The 18,118-nt window shown below is 70.6% G+C and carries 7 protein-coding genes; 2 read left to right on the forward strand and 5 right to left on the reverse strand.

From position 1 onward, the window contains the following. Positions 1-140: 140 nt before the first annotated feature. Positions 141-731 carry an LGFP repeat-containing protein gene (locus ACQR3U_RS20915; RefSeq protein ID WP_228044931.1) on the reverse strand — a complete coding sequence of 197 codons (591 nt, stop codon included), beginning with the start codon at positions 729-731 and terminating at the stop codon, positions 141-143. A 159-nt stretch (positions 732-890) separates the two neighbouring features. On the opposite strand from ACQR3U_RS20915, the gene ACQR3U_RS20920 reads away from it, so the two are divergent. Together ACQR3U_RS20920 and ACQR3U_RS20925 are read left to right on the forward strand one after the other, a co-directional pair. Continuing rightward, complete coding sequence (locus ACQR3U_RS20920) at positions 891-1,313, forward strand: limonene-1,2-epoxide hydrolase family protein (RefSeq protein ID WP_230811388.1); 423 nt, start codon at positions 891-893, stop codon at positions 1,311-1,313. Positions 1,314-1,404: 91 nt separating this feature from the next. Continuing rightward, positions 1,405-1,833: a carboxymuconolactone decarboxylase family protein gene (locus ACQR3U_RS20925; RefSeq protein ID WP_006553900.1), complete on the forward strand. Its 429-nt coding sequence runs from the start codon at positions 1,405-1,407 to the stop codon at positions 1,831-1,833. A 54-nt stretch (positions 1,834-1,887) separates the two neighbouring features. Here the strand turns inward: ACQR3U_RS20925 and ACQR3U_RS20930 are convergent, their stop codons facing one another. From ACQR3U_RS20930 to ACQR3U_RS20945, 4 genes are all read right to left on the reverse strand, one after another. Then, positions 1,888-3,252: a PhoH family protein gene (locus ACQR3U_RS20930; RefSeq protein WP_024103276.1), complete on the reverse strand. Its 1,365-nt coding sequence runs from the start codon at positions 3,250-3,252 to the stop codon at positions 1,888-1,890. Between the two features lie 325 nt (positions 3,253-3,577). Continuing rightward, positions 3,578-4,831, reverse strand: a complete 1,254-nt coding sequence (entS, locus tag ACQR3U_RS20935) for an enterobactin transporter EntS (RefSeq protein WP_230811387.1) — start codon at positions 4,829-4,831, stop codon at positions 3,578-3,580. Between the two features lie 10 nt (positions 4,832-4,841). Continuing rightward, a complete protein-coding gene (locus ACQR3U_RS20940) occupies positions 4,842-5,885 on the reverse strand; it encodes an ABC transporter substrate-binding protein (RefSeq protein ID WP_006553897.1) in 1,044 nt (347 codons plus the stop codon). Continuing rightward, entirely contained in the window at positions 5,882-18,106 is a 12,225-nt protein-coding gene (locus ACQR3U_RS20945) for a non-ribosomal peptide synthetase (RefSeq protein ID WP_230811386.1), read from the reverse strand. The genes ACQR3U_RS20940 and ACQR3U_RS20945 overlap by 4 nt, the downstream gene beginning before the upstream one ends. Between the last annotated feature and the right edge of the window lie 12 nt (positions 18,107-18,118).

Raw genomic sequence — 18,118 nt, forward strand, 5'->3', positions numbered from 1 at the left:
GCCTCGTGCGCCGGAACTGCCCGGGTCTACAGGGATCAACATCCACCACCTGTCTCAGACAGGTTGACAACTACCGAATTGCTGTAGCGGATGGCGAAAACGTGAGCGGATAGCGAGGGCTCAGCGAGCCGGGAGTCACCTCATTCCTGGACCACCTCGGTCCCGGCGCCGGGCGCCCACGTGATGTAACCGAACTGGAAGTTGCTTCGCGCACCGTCGGGGGTCTGTTCCTCGTCGGTGATCGGGAAGCCCAGGTCGCCACCGGCACCACCCGCGGCCTCCCAGGCCGTGCGGATCTCACCCCACACGATGTGGGAATCGGTGTCGGGGCTCCACGCGATGATGCCGCCCTCGAACTCCGCGACGTAACCGTCGCCGACTTCCTCCTGCTGGCCGGTCGCGGCGCCGAGCGGGCTGGACGCACCGCCGACCTCGACGTACTTCTGCAGGATCGGCCCGCTGAGTTCGACCTGCTCGCCGTCCGGTCCCGGCACCGCACTGGACCGATCCGCCGCGGGCTCGTCGGCCTCGGGCGAATCGTCGCCCTGCGTGATCGATTCGACGGCGCTCTCCGCCCCGGATGCCACGCTCTCCGCGGCGGACTGGACCGCGCTGGTCGCGCTGCCCACCGTGTCCTCCGCGGATTGGTCGTCGCTGCAACCGGCGACCACCAGTCCGATCGCCGCTGCGGCCGCCACCAACGCTGCTCTGCGTCGGGGAATTCGATTCATCGGTTCGCTCCTGTCACTGAGAGGACGGGTACCTGATTTCAGGGTGCCCGACTCCTCGGCGACACAACCCGGTTTCGGTGATTCCGTGCCGTGCACCAATCCGCCCCACCCCCGGCATCCTGCCGTTACCATGCGACGCAGCCGACGCCGAGGAGAACGATGAGCACACAGACCGCCACCGCGCAGGACGCCGTCGCCACGGTGACCGACTTCCTGGAGGCAACGGCCGCGGAGGACATCGACCGCGCCGCCTCGCTGATCACCGACGACATCGCGTGGCACAACACCTGGCTCCCCACCATCCGCGGCGGTTCCCGGGTCCGGAAGATCCTCGCCGGTCTCGCGCGACCTTCGGTGGGCTTCGGCGTCGTCGTCCACCACATCGCAGCCGAGGGCGACATCGTGCTCACCGAACGCACCGACATCCTGCGCTTGGGGCCGGTGAGCATCGAGTTCTGGGTGTGCGGCACCTTCGAACTGCGCGACGGGCGGATCGCCGTGTGGGACGACCACTTCGACGTCCTCACCTTCCTTCGTGGAACCGTCGTGGGCGTCCTGCGTGCCGTCCTGCGTCGCTCCTGACGATCCTCACCCCACCGCTCCCCCCAGGGCGCCCGCATAGAATCCGTTCGTCGCCGAACCGTTCGGCGACGGATCAGCAGGGAGCGATGACATGTCCGACGCCGAGCACACTCCGGGATTCACGACGGGTCTGGAGATCCGGCGCGAAGTGATGGGTGACGACTTCGTCGAGCGGGCGTTCGAACGTTCCCGCGGCACCGACTCCGAGGCGATGCAGGAGTTCGTGACCGAGCACGCCTGGGGTGCCGTGTGGTCGCGTCCCGGCCTGGACCGGCGCAGCCGCAGCCTGCTCAACCTTGGCATGCTCATCGCGCTGCGCGCCGAGAACGAGCTGCGCGGACACGTCCGCGGTGCCCTGCGAAACGGGCTCGGCCGCACGGAGATCGTCGAATCCGTCATCCACTGCTCGGCGTACTGCGGCGCTCCCGCCGGACTCGCTGCGATGCGCGTGGTCCAGGAAGTGCTCGAGGCCGAACTCGGCCCTCTGCCCGAGGGCACCGACACCTCCGACGAGGCCTGACGACGACGGCGCGTCCGGCATTGCCGGACGCGCCGTGTCGGCCGTGCCCGGGCGTCAGGCGCCCGGAGCGAACTCCTCGAGCATCTCCGTCACGAGTGCTGCGATCGGCGACCGTTCACTGCGGGTGAGCGTGACGTGCGCGAACAGCGGATGTCCCTTGAGCTTCTCGATGACCGCCGCGACACCGTCGTGCCGGCCGACACGCAGGTTGTCGCGCTGGGCGACGTCGTGGGTGAGCACGACGCGCGATCCCGCACCGAGCCGCGACAGGACGGTGAGCAGCACGTTGCGTTCGAGCGACTGTGCCTCGTCGACGACGACGAACGAATCGTGCAGCGACCGGCCGCGAATGTGCGTGAGCGGCAGCACTTCCAGCATTCCGCGGCTGAGCACCTCCTCGAGCACCGCCGGGCTGGCGAGTCCTTCGAGGGTGTCGAAGACCGCCTGCCCCCACGGATTCATCTTCTCTGCCTCGGTACCCGGCAGGTAGCCGAGTTCCTGCCCACCCACCGCGTAGAGCGGCCGGAAGACCACCACCTTGCGGTGGGTTCGTCTTTCCAGGACAGCCTCGAGTCCCGCCGTCAGTGCCAGCGCGGACTTTCCGGTTCCGGCCTTGCCGCCGAGGGAGACGATGCCGACGGATTCGTCGAGCAGCAGGTCGAGGGCGACGCGCTGTTCGGCGGAGCGCCCGTGCAGTCCGAACGCCTCCCGGTCGCCGCGGACGAGCTGCACCCGCTTGTCGGCGGTGACCCGGCCGAGCGCGCTGGAGGAGCCACCGAGAAGTCTGATCCCCGTGTGGCACGGCAGATCCCGCGCATCGTCGATGTCGACGATGCCCTCGGTGAACATCTCGTCGATGAGGGTCCGGTCGACCTCGAGTTCGGTCATGCCCGTCCATCCCGAGATCACCACGTCCTGGGCGTGGTACTCGTCGGCGTCGAGGCCGACGGCACCGGCCTTGACGCGCAACGGGATGTCCTTGCTGACGAGCACCACGTCGCGTCCCTCGGTGGCCAGGTTCAGGGCGCACGCGAGGATGCGGGAGTCGTTGGTGTCGGTGCGGAATCCCGCGGGCAGGACCATGGGGTCGGTGTGATTGAGCTCCACGTGGAGGGTGCCACCCTCGTCCCCGATAGGGATGGGCTGGTCGAGGCGTCCGTGCCGCTGCCGCAGGTCGTCGAGCAGGCGCAGCGATTCGCGAGCGAACCAGCCGAGTTCGTGGTGGTGCCGTTTCCCTTCGAGTTCGCCGATCACGACCAGCGGAAGGACGACTTCGTGCTCGGCGAACCTGGTGACCGCCCAAGGGTCGGAGAGCAACACTGAAGTGTCCAGCACGTAGGTGCGTACAGCGGATTCTTTCGCAGCGGCGGTACCGGAGGCGTGGCCGGAGCGGGTGGGGACGGAGCGTGTTGCGTTCACGTGGGGCTCCTCGGCCCGGACGGCACCGCCCGGACGTATTCGGTGGGCCGGTGGGTCCCCGGTGTCGTCACGACCACGGAGACCCGGTGCCGGCCCCCTCGCTCGGACTGTGTCAGCCACACGATCAGGGACCTCCCGTGTAGACGGCACCTGCGCCGCCTACACCCCCGACGCTAACCCCGATACGGGCGATTCGCTCGATGGCGGAGGAAGCGTGTCGGTGAAGATCACGTTAACGACACCTCATAAGTACCCCTGAACCCCAGCAAACACGGTCGGCTCCGCTGCGTCAGGAACGCGAACCCCTGGATCGCGCGGCGTACGGTCACTCCACCGTGACCGGATGCGCGCTCGGTTCCACCGTCGCGCCGCGCAGTCGTCGCAGTACCAGGGTCACGAGCAGCGCGAGGACGGCCATCGCGGCGCTGTACCAGACGACCGCGTCCGGGGCGTCGAAGATGCCGCCGAACAGACCCGCGACGAGCGCACCGACCGACATGCCCGCGACCTCCTGGGCGGACCACAGACCGTTCACCCGGCCCAGCAGCGTGTGCGGCGTGTGCGTCTGGATCAGCGAGTAGCGCAGCACCTCCTGCACGGCCCCGAACACACCGACGATCACGAGCAGCACGACGGTGAGCGCCAGGACGGACGTGAAGCCGACCAGTGCCTGGACGACGAATCCGAGGACCAGGGCGGTGAGCAGCACGCGGCCGGGCCGCACCGAACGGCCGAGCCATCCACTGGTGACCGTGGCCGCGGCGGCGCCGAGCGCGATCGCCGCGTACATGACGCCGATGGCGACCGCATTGCCCTCGAAACGCGCGTCGGCAAAGGCCGGCACGAGCACGAGCACACCGCCGCCGAGCATCGCGACGACGCCGGCGATCATCACCCCGCCGACGACGCGTTCGCGGCGCAGGAAGCCGGTCACCGTCTCCGCGGGTGCGTCGGCGTCGTGCCCGGCGTCCGCCGTCGGTGGGTTCAGCGCCGGCAGGCCCGAGAGCAGGGTGACGGTCACGGCGGTGCCGATCGCGGCCACCCAGTAGTTCCACGCCACCGAGAACGTCGCGATCACGAGACCGCCGAGCGCCGGGGACAGGACGGCTCCCGCGCGGGCGCTGAGCACGTTGAGCGCACCGACGGCGACGAGCTGGTCCTTGGGGACGAGCGTGGGCACGACTGCCAGCAGAGCCGCGATGCTGATCGACCCGATCAGGCCGTTGACGACCGTCAGGGCGATGATCGCCGGCACCGAGGGCGACGACAGACCGGCGTTGACGGCCAGTCCGACGAAGGTGAGACCGGAGACAGTGCGGGCGAACAGGATCAGGAACGTGCGGTTGTAGCGGTCGGCGAGCATGCCGCCGAGCAGCATGCCGCCGATCGCAGCGCCCCCTTCGAGCGCGGAGACCAGACCCACCATCGGCGACGATCCGGTCAGGTCGTAGACCTGGATCGGTACGCCGACCATGAGCATCCCGATACCGAAGATCGAGATGGTGCGAGCGATGAAGATCCGGCGGAAGGCCGCGCTCTCGCGCAGCGGCCGCAGATCGAAGAGGGCGCCGTTGCTCATTGCCGGGCCGTCACTCGGACTTCGCGGCGGCGTCGGCGAGCATCGGAGCGATCTCGTCGGTGGCCCACTTCAGCGACAACGCCGACGGGAAGCCCACGGCGTTCGGCATGCCGGTGTTGCGGGCGAGCGAGACGACCGCGCCGCGCTCGACGGCCGGAAGACGGTTCCACGCCTCGAACTTGGTCAGGTATCCGAGATCGCCGGTGGGCGAGACGACCACGAGCAGGTCGGCGTCGAGCTGCGAGATCTCCTCGTAGGACAGCACACCGCGTCCGTCCGCATCGACCTGCAGTGTGTTCGCGTACTCGCTGAGCTCGAGGCCGAGCGAGTTCAGGAACTGCCCGATGCCGCGGTCGTCGGCGGCGAGCACCGACAGCTGGCCACCGGTGTCGCCGATGATCGCGTTGTAGGTCGCGCCCTCGAGTGCGGGGTACTGCTCCTTGGCGGCGTCGAGATCGACCTCGGCCTGCTCGATGACCTCCTCGGCCTTCTCGGGGATGCCGAGAGCCGAGGCGATCTTGCGGGTGGAGTCCTGCCACGGCTCACCGTTGGCGCGGTAGTCGAAGTGGACGACGGGGAACTGTTCGGCGAGCTGGTCGTAGGTGTTCTGTTCGAGTCCCCAGAAGCCGGTGGAGACGATGATGTCGGGCTGCAGCGCGGCGATCTGCTCGGCGATCACCGTGGCACCGCCGTCCATGTTCAGCAGCGGCGGGACGTCGGCGCCGAGTGCTTCGGCCTCCCACGGCCACACGCCGGTGCCGCCGGTCGCCGCGAGGTTCTGGGCATCGACGGGGAGCGCGAGCGGGGTGACGCCCAACGACAGCAGGATGTCGGCGTCCTGCGGCGACAGCGGCAGGGCGCGGGTCGGGGCCGACTCGACGGTCGTGTCGCCGAACTTGCCGGAGACGGTGACCGGGAACTCGCCGTTCGCCGCCGTCGCGCTGCCGGACGAGCTGCCGCTGTCGGTGTCCGAGCCGCACGCCGTGACACCGACCAGCATGGCGGTGGCGGCGAGGGCGACGCCGATCCGGCGCAGTCGCTTGTGGATCCTCATCGATTCTCCTCTGCTGTAGAACACTTCGTAGGTCCGTCGTCCGGGTGTCCGTTCCCGGCGCCGCGGATCTCGTCCTCGTGGAGGGTCGCGGCGAGTTCGCCGATCGACCCGGCGGTGAAGATCGACTCGGCGTCGATCACGTATCCGGCCGCCCGCAGTCCGCCGAGGATCCGCATCACCGAGATGCTGTCGCATCCGAGTTCGAGCAGATCGTCGCCGACGACCTGCTCGACGCCGGTGACCTCGGAGGCGAGGGCGCACAGCAGCTCTTCGGCCGGTGTGGACGGTGCCCGGTGCGTTCGCGGGGCGAGTTCCGGTCGCGGCAGCGCTGCGCGGTCGATCTTGCCGTTGGCGAGCGTGGGCAGGGCGTCGAGCACGACCGTCGCCGACGGCACCATGTAGTCGGGCAGCACCGGCGCGACCGCGCGTCGCAGCGTCTCGGCGTCGAGGGTGTGCCCGGCGGCCGGGACGACGTAGGCGACGAGACGTGCCGTCGCACCGAGATCGGTGCGGGCGAGCACCACTGCGGTCGCGACGTCCGGTCGCGACGAGAGCACGGTCTCGATCTCGGCCGGTTCGATCCGGTATCCGCGGATCTTGACCTGGTCGTCGCCGCGTCCGCGGTAGCGGATGTGTCCGTCGGGCGTCCACAGGGCCCGGTCACCCGTGCGGTACATGCGGTCTCCGGGGAATTCCGGGTCGATCGTGTCCGCGACGAAACGGTCGGCGGTGCGACCCGGGTCGGCGAGATAGCCGCGGGCCAGTCCACGACCGGCGAGGTAGAGCTCGCCCTCCACACCGATCGGCGCGGGACGCATCCACCGGTCGACGATGTAGGCCCGGGTGCCGGCGACCGGTCGGCCCGCAACGGGCGCCTCGGCGTCCGAAGCCCGTGCGACGAGCGCGTCGACGGTGCTCTCGCTCGGCCCGTAGAGGTTGTAGGCGCTCACGCCGTCCAGCCCGCGCAACCGGTCCCACATCGGTTGGGAGACCGCCTCGCCGCCGAAGCCGAGCGAGGCCGGGCACCGTCCGTCGTCCGCGAGTCCGTGATCGAGCAGCTGCGCGAGGTGCGACGGGGTGACCTCGACGAAGTCCCAGCGGGATTCGTGGGCGACGCGGACCATCTCGGCCGGATCGCGCTGGACCTTCTCGTCGACGACGTGCACCGCGTGCCCGTCGAAGAGCCACAGCTGCGGTTGCCAGGACGCGTCGAAGGCGAACGACCACGCGTGGCCGACCCGGAGCCGGTCGCGTCCGGTCCGTGCCTGCGTCGGCGCGTAGAGGTCGGCGCGGTGGCTGTGGAACAGCGCGGTCAGGCCGCGGTGCAGGGCGAGGACCGCCTTGGGTGTGCCGGTGGAGCCGGAGGTGTACACGACGTAGGCCGGGTGGTCGGCGCGCAGCGGTGCGAGCCGGTCGGCGTCGGTCAGCGGGGCGTCGTCGTAGCCGGCGACCCGCGCCGCGAGCGTCTCGTCGTCGAGCGCGAGCACCGGCGCGTCCACCGCGGGCAGCGACGACGCGAGTTCTCGGGTGGTGAGCACGACGGCCGGCTCCGCGGTGCCGAGGATCGTCGCGAGACGCTCGGTGGGAGTGCGCGGTTCGAGCGCGACGTAGGCACCGCCGGAGACGAGCACCGCGAGCATCGCCGCGATCGTGTCGGCCGTGCGGGGCAGCACGAGCGCCACGCGGGTCTCGGGAGCGACACCGTGGTCGACGAGCAGTCGCGCCCACCGGCGGACCAGGGACGCGAGGTCGGCGAAACTCCATTCGAGATCGCCTGCCACGAGCGCGGTCTCGTGCGGGTGACGGGCGACCGCGTCGTCGAACAGGTCCGCGACGGTGACGGCTTCGGCGACCGGTGCCGGTGTGGCCCGCCACTGTTCGAGCCGGGCGCGTTCGTCGGCCGGCAGGACGTCGATGGCGGACAGGCGCCGGTGCGCCTCTCCCCCGGCCAGCGTGCGCAGCACCCGGTCGAGTCCGGCGACGAGACGTTCGACGGTGCCGCGGTCGTACAGGTCGGAGCTGTACTCGACGACGCCGACGAGGGTGTCGGTGCCCACATACTCGACGAGGTCGAACGACAGGTCGAACTTCGAGGTCTCCATCGGGTGCGGTTCGGGGGTGACACCCGCCGTGAGCCCACCCGCACTGCGCGGATCGGGTTCGACGAGATAGACGATCATCACCTGGAACAGCGGATGCAGGGCGCGCGAGACGGATCGGTCGGAGCCGAGCACCGCGTCGACGACCTGCTCGAAGGGCAGGTCCTGGTGGTCGAACGCCTGGAGGTCGGTGCGGCGGATCCGGTCGAGCAGTTCGGCGACGGTGGGGTCGCCGGACAGGTCGGTGCGCAGCACGAGGGTGTTGAGGAAGAAACCGACGAGATCCTCGAGTTGCGCGTCGCCGCGTCCGGAGACCGGGATGCCGAGGGGGATGTCCTCGCCGCCGCCGTAGGCGGCGAGCAGCACCGCGACGGCGGCCTGCACGACCATGAACATCGAGACGTCGTGTGCGCGTGCGAGTTCCCGCAGTGCGCGCACGACCTCCGCGTCGAGCGCGAATGGCACCGCGCCACCGCGATAGGAGGTGCGGGCCGGACGGGTCCGGTCGGTCGGCAGCGGCATTTCCTCGGGCAGGCCGGCGAGGGCGTCGCGCCAGTAGGCGCGCTGACGCGCCGCGAGCGACTCCGCATCCGCCGGGTCGCCGAGCAGATCGCGCTGCCACAGCGTGAAGTCGGCGTACTGCACGGCGGGCTGCGTCCACTCCGGTGCCCGCCCCACCTGCCGCAGCGCGTAGGCGGTCGCCAGATCGGTGAGCAGCGCCTTGGTCGACCACTCGTCGACGGCGATGTGGTGAATCACCAGCGCCACCACGGTGCCGTCCCCGGCGTCGAGGACCGACAGCCGCACCGGCAGCTCGGCCGACAGATCGAAGCGGTGATCGATCGCCTCGGCCAGCGCATCGTGGACATCGGCCGCGGCGACCGAGCGGTGGTCGACGACCACGCGGACCTCGTCGGGCGCGAGCACCTGCTGGTAGGCCTGTCCGTCCGCGCTCGGGAAGACCGTGCGCAGCGCCTCGTGCCGCAGGACGACGTCGCGCACGGCCGCTTCGAGTGCCGAGACGTCGACGCGCCCGTGCACCCGCCACGTGACAGGCACGTTGTACACGCCGCCGCGGGCCCCGAGCTGGTCGAGAATCCAGAGGCGTTGCTGCGCGTACGACAGCGGCACCATCGCAGGTCGCGGGTCGGCCGCCACCAGCGCGGGTCGCGGCGACGCCTGCCCGGCGGCCGCGCACCGCTGCGCGAGCGACTCCACAGTCGGGGCGTCGAAGACCGTGCGCAGGGCCAGATCCGCGCCGAGCTCCGAACGGATCGCGTTCACGAGCCGGATCGCAGCGAGGGAATGCCCACCGAGCGCGAAGAAGTCGACGTCGATACCGACCTCGTCGAGTCCCAGCGCATCGGCGAACAGTGTCGCGATCGTCGCCTCGAGTTCGGTACGCGGCTGCCGTCCGGATCCGGTGTCGAACTCCGGTGCCGGAAGGGCACCGCGATCGAGTTTGCCGTTGAAGGTCGTCGGGACCGCGTCGATCACGAGAACCCGTGCGGGCAGCAGATAGTCGGGCACACGTCCGACGAGTGCGTCACGGACCGCCACCGGATCCACCGCGACTTCCGCTGCGGGAACGATATATCCGACGAGCACCGAATCGCCTGCGGGACGGGGTTTGATCGCGGCCACAGCACGGGCGACACCGTCGACGGCATCGAGAGCCGCCTCGAGTTCGCCGAGTTCGATGCGCAGACCGCGCAGCTTGATCTGGTCGTCGCCGCGGCCGAGATACTCGAGGTCGCCGTGGGCGTCCCAGCGTGCGAGGTCGCCGGTGCGGTAGAGCCGGTCGCCGGGATCGCCGTAGGGGTCGGCGACGAACCGCTGGGCGGTGAGCGCCGGGCGCCGCAGGTAGCCCTGCGCAACCTGCACTCCCCCGATGTACAGCTCACCGGGGGCGCCGGCCGGCACGGGGCGCAGATACCGGTCGAGCACGTACAGGCACACGTTCGCGCCCGGCCGCCCGATGACGGAACCGCGGGTAGGCGAACCGATCCGGGCACCCGGGTCGGCGTCGAGGGTCACCTCCACCGCGGCTTCGGTCGGGCCGTACAGGTTGTGGACCTTCACCTGCGGGAGCACCGTCGCCGCGCGTGCGACGGTGCGCGGCGACAGTGCTTCACCGCTGCACACGATGCGGCGCAGGCTCGCGGCGTCCGCGGTGGCGGGCACGGCGAGGGTCTCCTCGAGCATCGACGGCACGAAGTGGGCGACGGTGATGTTCCCGTCGCGCAGCAGGGTCGCCGATTCGACGGGATCGCGGTGCGCGTCGGGTCCGCCGACGACGACGCTCGCACCGTCGACGAACGGCGCGAACAACTCCCACACCGACACGTCGAAGGTCGCGGGTGTGCGCAGCAGCACTCGGTCGTCGGGCGAGGCGGGCAGTTCGCGGCGCACCCATTCGAGCCGGTTCGCCACGGCGCGGTGCGACACGGCGACGCCCTTGGGCAGACCCGTCGACCCCGAGGTGTAGATGACGTAGAGCGGGTGGTCGAGGGTGAGCGGCGCGATCCGGTCGGTGTCGGTGACCGACTCCGGGCTGCGGGCGTCGATGCGGGCACGCACCTCGGTGTCGTCGAGGTCGAGTCGCGGATGCTCGCCGGGCAGTTCGATGTCGCTGTGCGTCAGCACGACTCGCGGATGCGCATCGCCGAGCAGGTACTCGATGCGCGTTTCGGGCAGCGTGGTGTCGATCGGCTGGTAGGCCGCACCGGACTTCACGACGGCGTGGATCGCGACGACCTGCCCCACGGAGCGGGGCACCGCGACCGCGACGATCGCACCCGGACCGGCGCCGAGCGCGACGAGTTCGCGGGCGAGGCGGTTCGAGGCGGCGTCGAGGGCGGCATGGGTGAGGGTGTGGTCGGCCGCGACGAGAGCCGGCCGTTCGGCGTGCTCGGCGGCGCTGCGGGCGAGCACCTCGCTCAGCGGGGCGAGAGCGAAGTCGACGCGCTCGCCGGTGCCGACGGCGAGTTGTCCCGCGGCCTCGTCGACGTCGAGGATCGCGACGTCGCCGATCCGGGCCGCGGGTGCGCTCGCGACCTGATCGAGCAGAGTGAGCAGCGCGGCGAGAAGCGTGTCGGCCATGGTGGCGTCGAACAGGTCGGTCGCGTACTCGACCGATACGGCGACCTCGCCGGTGTCCGGGGCGTCGACGAAGGTGAGGTTGAGGTCGAACTTGGCGCGGACGTTGCTCAGCGGTTCCCAGCGGGTGGGCACACCGAGCAGGTCGGGCAGCTGCGCGGGGCGCTGCAGGTAGCTCATCATCACCTGGAACAGCGGGTTCCGTCCCTCGACGCGCGGCGGTGCGAGTCGCTCGACGAGCTGCTGGAAGGGCACCTCCTGGTGCGCCATCGCCGCGAGATCGGTCTCGCGCACCCGGTCGAGGAGTTCGGCGAAGGTGGGCTCGCCGGACAGATCGGTGCGCAGCACCAGCGTGTTGACGAAGAAACCGACGAGTTCGTCGAGTGCGGTGTCGGAACGGCCCGAGACGGGGGTGCCGACGACGATGTCGTCGCCCGCGCCGAGCCGGGAGAGCAGTGCCGCGACGGCCGCGTGCAGCGCCATGAACATCGTGCCGCCGCGGGCATCCGCGACCGCGCGCAGGCGGGCGGCGATGTCGGCGGGGACCGTCGCGGTGGTGTTGCCCGCCGCTCCGGTCGGCCGCGCGGGGCGGGGCCGGTCGGTGGGCAGGACGATCTCGTCGGGCAATTGCGCGAGAGTGTCGGTCCAGTAGTCGATCTGGGTGTCGATCCGGCCGGCCTCGATCAGTTCGCGCTGCCACAGCGTGTAGTCGGCGTACTGGACGGGCAGCGGAGACCATTCGGGTGTCGCGCCGGCCGACCGGGCTTGGTAGGCGCGGGTGAGGTCGCCGAGCAGCGGCGCATCCGACCATTCGTCGGTCGCGATGTGGTGCAGCACCACTGCGAGGACGTGCCGGTCGGGCGCGACGCGCACCAGCACCACGCGCAGCGGCGGGTCGGTGTGCAGATCGAACGACGCGGTGAGCCGCTCGGTGAGCAGCGCCCGGACGGCATCCTCGGACTCTGTCTCGTGCAGTTCGAAGCGCACGGCCTCGGGCGTAGCCAGGATCCGCTGGTAGGGCGTGCCGTCCTCGGAATCGACGACGGTGCGCAGGCTCTCATGACGTTCCACGACGTCGGCGACCGCCGCGACGAGGGCATCGGCGTCCACCGCGCCGTCGAGGCGGGCGACGTGCGCGTAGTGGTAGGCGAGGCTGTCGTCCTGCAACTGCTGGAGCAGCCACAGGCGTTCCTGGGCGGCCGACAGCGGCACCCGGTCGGGGCGGGTCCGCGCGGTGATCGGCGGGAGCGCCGCTGCGGCGCCGGGGATGCGGCGGGCGAGTTCCTCGACGCTGCGAGCCTCGAACAGGTCGCGGATGGTGACGTCCACACCGAGTTCGGAGCGGATGCGGCCGACGATCCGCATGGCGATCATCGAGTGCCCGCCGAGTTCGAAGAAGTCGTCGTCGGCGCCGACCTCGTCGACCCCGAGGACGTCGGCGAAGACCTCGCACAGGACCTTCTCGGTCTCGGTGCGCGGGGCGCGTCCACCGAGGCCCGTGGCGGCCTGCGGTTCGGGCAGGGCGCGGGTGTCGAGCTTGCCGTTGACGGTCATCGGCACGGAATCGATGAGCTGTACCCCGGCCGGGACCATGTAGTCGGGCAACTGGGCGCGCAGGTGGGCGACGAGCCGCGACGACAGGTCGGACGGATCGCCGTCTCCGACCGGAACGGCGTAGGCAGCAAGTCGTTTCGTGCCGGGCACGAGCGGGTCGTCGACGGCGATCACCGCCGCGGTACCGACCTCGGGGTGCACCTCGAGCACAGCCGCGATCTCGTGCAGTTCGACGCGGTAACCGCGGATCTTGACCTGGTCGTCGACGCGGCCGAGATAGTCGAGGTTGCCGTCGGTGCGGCGGCGCATGAGGTCGCCGGTGCGGTACATGCGGCCACCGGCCGACCACGGATCGGCGACGAAGCGGTCGGAGGTGAGCCCGAAACGGTTCAGATAGCCGCGCGCGAGACCCACACCCGCGATGTACAATTCGCCGACGACACCGTCGACGACGGGTCGCAGCCACGGATCGAGGATGTAGGCGCGGGTCGCGCGGATGGGGACGCCGACCGTGGGGGTCGCGCTGTCGTCGGTGCCGCCACCGAGGGTGTTGATGGTGTACTCGGTGGGGCCGTACAGGTTGTACCCGAGGGTGCCATCGGTCTCGCGCAGGCGCGTCCACACCGAATCCGACACGGCCTCACCGCCGAGCAGAACGAGCGGCGGGCGGTGCTGTCCCGGACCCTCGTCGAGCATGCCGTCCGCGATCAGCTGCGTCGCGTAGGTAGGGGTGACGTTGACGACGTCGATGGCGTGGGTGTTGCAGTACTCGACGAGCGCGGTGGCGTCGCGACGCAGGTCCTCGTCGCAGACGTGCACCTCGTGGCCCTCGACGAGCCAGAGCAGTTCCTCCCACGACATGTCGAAAGCGAACGACACGGTGTGCGCGACCCGCATCCGGCGTCCGTCCACCGACGAGACCACCGGATCGAAGATCTCGTCCTGGTGGTTGCGCTGCATGTTGGTCAGGCCCCGATAGGGGGTGACCACGCCCTTCGGCTTGCCGGTGGACCCCGAGGTGTAGATGACGTAGGCGGGGTGCTCGAGCCGGCCCGGGCGACCCGGGGCGAAGGCACCGAGTTCGGCGCCGGTCAACGGCGCGGTACTCGCGGCGAGGGGCCCGTCCAGGCGGATGCTGCGGTCGGCGGGCAGGCCGAGACGGTTCTGCACCGCGGTCGTGGTGAGGAACAGCGCCGGCAGCGCGTCGTCGATGACGGTGCGCAGACGCTCGTCGGGCTGGTCGAGTTCGAGCGGCAGGTAGGCGGCACCGGTGCGCAGGATCGCGAAGAGCGCGACGACGGTGTCGATGCTGCGGGGCAGACCGAGGCACACGATGGTCTCGGGTCCCGCTCCCCCGGCGATGAGGGTGCGGGCGAGCGCTTCGACGCGGCCGGCGAGTTCGCCGTAGGTGCTGCTCCGTTCACCGGAGACGAGGGCGATGCGGTCGGCGTCGGTCGCGGCGCGGGCGATGAGCATCTCGGCGACGGTGACGTCCTCGACCTCGGGGATCTCGGCGCGCAGCCGGGCGTCGGTGACGGTGTGTTCGGCGGCCGTCAGTGCGGGCACGGACGCGACCGGCAGATCGACTCCGCGGGCGACGAAGTCGAGCAGCGCCACGAAGCGGTCGTGCAGGGCCCGGGCACGCGCACCGTCGACGACGTCGGGCCGGTAGTCGATCTTGACGTGCATGGTCCGCCCCGGCGACACGACGATCGCGAGGGGATAGTGCGTGTGGTCGAGGCTGTCCTCGGCGAGGATGTCGTGCCGCGCGGACTGCCGGGCCATCTCGTCGGCGTCCTTGAAGTTCTGCAGTACGAACAGGGTGTCGAACAGTTCGGAATGACCGACGGCGCGGAGGATGTCGCCGAGTCCGAGATACTCGAACTCCATGCGGTCGGCGTACTCGTCCTGCATGCGGCGCAGCAGGTCCGCGACGGTCTCGGCGCCGGACAGGCGCACCCGCACCGGGACGGTGTTGAGGAACATGCCGACCACGCGGTCGAGTCCGACGATCTCGGTGGGCCGCCCGGCGACGGTGGAGCCGAACACGACGTCGGTGCTGCCGGATTCGGCGGCGAGCAGCAGGCCGACGACGGCGTTCATCAACGCGTTGAGGGTGACGCCCGTGCTGCGGGCCCGATCGCGCAGTGTCGCGGTGAGCGTCTCGTCGATGTACGACTCGATGCGCAGCGGCACGATGGCGGCGCGGTCGCGGGTGGATCCGGCGAGCAGCGTGGGCTTGTCGAAACCGGCGAACTCGTCGCGCCAGGCCTGCTCGGCGGCGGCGCGGTCGCGGGCGGCGAGCCACTGCAGGTAGTCGGTGAAACCCGCTTCGGGCGCCGCGATTTCGTCACCGGCGTAGCGGGCGAGCAGTTCGTCGACGAACAGCGCACCGGACCAGCCGTCCCACAGGATGAATTCGCGGTTGACGACGAGACGGTCGATGCCGTCGAGGTGCAGCAGCAGCATGCGCCACAGCGGCGGGGACGCGAGGTCGAACGGCTGCAGCCGATCCTCCTCGATGAGTTTCTCGGCGCGGGCCTGCTGCTCGGCGGGGTCGAGGTCGGTGAGGTCGACCTCGGTGAACGGCACCTCGAGATCCGCCGCGCCGATGAACTGCACCGGATCGGCCAGACCGTCGTCGGTGAAACCGGCACGCACGGTGGGGTTCTCGGCGAGCAGACGTGCGGCGGCGCGGCGCAGGCGCTCGACGTCGAGGCGGTGGCCGAAGTCGAGCGAGAACTGGGCGGTGTAGATGTCCTTCGACGAGTCGAAGACCGACTGGAAGTACAGGCCGCGCTGCAGCGGCGACAGCGGCCAGATGTCCTCGATCCGCACGGGCGCGATCCGTGCGACGCGGTCGATCTCGGTCTGCGTGAGCGTGACGTGCCCGAGATCGGACGGAGTGAGACAGGTCCGCCCCAAAGCTGCGTCGGCGCGGCCGAGGAGATCGTCGAATGCCGCGCGCCATGCCTCGGCGAGCCGGGCCACGAGATCGGGGTCGAGCGCCTCGTCGGCGGTCAGATGCACCGTGGCGCCGCCGGTTCCCCGTTCGACGTGGATATCGAGCAGGTAGTTGCCGATGCGGTCTCCGCCGCTCCGCACGAGCACCTGCGGCTGTCCGAGCGGCGCGAGGGCCGGTCCGGCCTGGACGTTGGCGTAACGCAGCATCGGCCAGCCGATGCCCCGGTCGGGGGCTGCGCGCAGGCGTTCCTTCGCGGTGCGCAGGGCGTCGAGCGGATCGGTGGCGAGCGCCAGCCGCACCGGCGTCGTCCAGTCGAGCGCGCCGACGGTGCGGGTGAGGTCGGAGTCGGGGGCCAGTGCGATGCGGCCGTCGCGGACGATGTCGACGAGCAGTTCACCGTCGCCGCTCTCGCGGGTGTTCGCGACCGCGGCTGCGGTCACCGCGGTCCACACATCGGTCGAGACGCCCGAGACGAGACCGGCCACTGCGGTGGTCGCCATGGAGAATTCGTCGTCGGTCAGGGTGAGGGTCACAGGCGTCCGTGTGCGGCCGGTGGCCACCGCTGCGGCGAACTCGGCACCGGGCGCGACGGTGGTCATCCAGTCGGGAAGCTCGGCGAGTCGCTGCGGGGAGGCGGCCTGCTCGGTGAAGACGCGGGCGTGGGTCGCGGGCGAGGTGGGCACGGGCGGCAGCACGATCTGCGTGCCGCGCCGGGCGGCGCGCAGGGCACGGTGCAGGTCGGCGGTGACGATCGACCAGGACGTCTCGTCGACGAGCCCGGCGGGGGCGAGGAAGACCACTTCCCCGGCGCTCTCGTCCGCAGCGGTGAGCCGCACCGCGGTCAGGACCCGGCCGGCGGTGGCGTCGGGGCGCAGGGGCAGGTCGGCGGTCGCGGTTCCCACCGGCAGGGCGGCGTCCGCGACGAGGGTCCGGACGTCGACGGCGGCGGTGTCGTTCACCGACAGCAGCCACAGCACCGGGGCCGGTGCGGTGAGGGTCGTCCGCAGCGCCGGGTGGTGCTCGACCACGGCGGCGACCGCGGCGAGCACGGCGTCGTCGGTGAGATCCTCCGGAGCCGGGACGCGGTATTCGCGCAGGTCGGCGTCCACGGAGAGTCCGGCGTCGCGGCGTCGCGCGGTGGCCGGCAGCAGCGCGAGCGGTCCGGCGGCGGTGTCCTCGTGGTCGGCCTCGGAGCTGTCGCCGAGGGCCGGCGCCGAGGCGACGTCGAAGGTGCCGAGCGGCGCGTCGAGGTCGTCGAGGATCGCGGCGAGGAAGTCGTCGAGATCGGCGGCGCAGCGCTGCGCGAGCGGTGCGTCGTCGGCATGACCGCGCAGTCCGATCTCGATCGGGTGCCCGGCCTTCTCGAGCACGAGGATGAATTCCAGTTCGCCGACCGGCCCGGAGGACAGCATGTGCGCCTGCGATTCCCGCCCGACCGAGTACCGCGAGGCAGCTGCGGGCATGATGTTCACGCCGACGGTCGGGGGCCGCCAGTCCGGGTCGATCTCGGCGAGTTCGCGACCGAGATCCTCACCGCGGTACCGGCCGTGTTTGAGCAGGCCGAGCAGTTTGCCGTCGATCACCTCGGCGACGTCGGCCAGGCGCGCGTCGTCGGGAACGTCGAAGCGCAGGGGCAGGACGCTGGCGACCATCGCGGGCACGGTGCGCAGTTCGCGGGTGCCGCGCGCGGTCGTGGGCAGGCTGATCACCACGTCACGGCGGCGGGTGGCCCGGGCCAGATAGGCGCCGAGGAGGGCGATGAGCACGGTGGCGGGCCGGGTGCCGTGGGCCTTGGCGTACCGCTCGAGCCGGCCGCGTCCGTCGGCGTCGATGTGCGACCAGGCGACGAGTTCTCCGGGGCTCGACAGGCGACCAGAGCCGAGCAGGCGCGTCACCTGCGGGAGGTCGGCGAGTTCGTCGAGCCAGTAGCGGCGGTCGAGTTCGCGTTGTTCGCTCGCGACGTACTCCTCGTCGACGCGCACGTACCGTTCCAGGGTCCACTCCGCGGCGCGGTCGGGACCCTTGCCCTCGACGTACGCCCTGGTCATCGCGGTGGTCGCGAGACCGATGCCGTAGCCGTCGTTCACGATGTGGTGGTACTGCTGGTACAGCCGCATCGTGTTGTCGGAGAGGCGGTGGATGGCGAATCGGAACAGCAGGTCGCGGGCTAGATCCTGCGGTTCGTTCATCGTGGCGCGCATCCAGCGGTCGGACGCCGCCGCCGGGTCGTTCTCGCCGCGGAAATCGATGACCGGCAGGTCCCACTCGCGGGTCGCGCGCGGGATCTGGACGACATTGCCGTCGGCGTCGACGTCGAAGTTGACGTGCAGGGTCTCGGCGGCGTCGAGGACCGAGTGGATCGCCGTGATCATCCGGTCGATGTCGATGTCGTCACCGATGGTCTCGGTGTACATGCCGGTGTTGTAGAGGTGCCCGGTGGCGTCGAGCTGATGACCGAAATAGATGGTCCGCTGCGCGCGCGTGACGGGATACACCGACTGCATCGAATTTCTCTC

The organism is Rhodococcus sp. IEGM1339 (assembly GCF_050321925.1).
Lineage (GTDB): Bacteria > Actinomycetota > Actinomycetes > Mycobacteriales > Mycobacteriaceae > Rhodococcus > Rhodococcus pyridinivorans.

Excerpts from the sequence above, each read along its gene's own strand:
- ACQR3U_RS20925 (WP_006553900.1), top strand. The coding sequence starts at position 1,405 with ATGTCCGACGCCGAGCACACTCCGGGATTCACGACGGGTCTGGAGATC.
- ACQR3U_RS20915 (WP_228044931.1), bottom strand. The coding sequence starts at position 731 with ATGAATCGAATTCCCCGACGCAGAGCAGCGTTGGTGGCGGCCGCAGCG.
- ACQR3U_RS20940 (WP_006553897.1), bottom strand. The coding sequence starts at position 5,885 with ATGAGGATCCACAAGCGACTGCGCCGGATCGGCGTCGCCCTCGCCGCC.
- ACQR3U_RS20920 (WP_230811388.1), top strand. The coding sequence starts at position 891 with ATGAGCACACAGACCGCCACCGCGCAGGACGCCGTCGCCACGGTGACC.
- ACQR3U_RS20945 (WP_230811386.1), bottom strand. The coding sequence starts at position 18,106 with ATGCAGTCGGTGTATCCCGTCACGCGCGCGCAGCGGACCATCTATTTC.
- entS (WP_230811387.1), bottom strand. The coding sequence starts at position 4,831 with ATGAGCAACGGCGCCCTCTTCGATCTGCGGCCGCTGCGCGAGAGCGCG.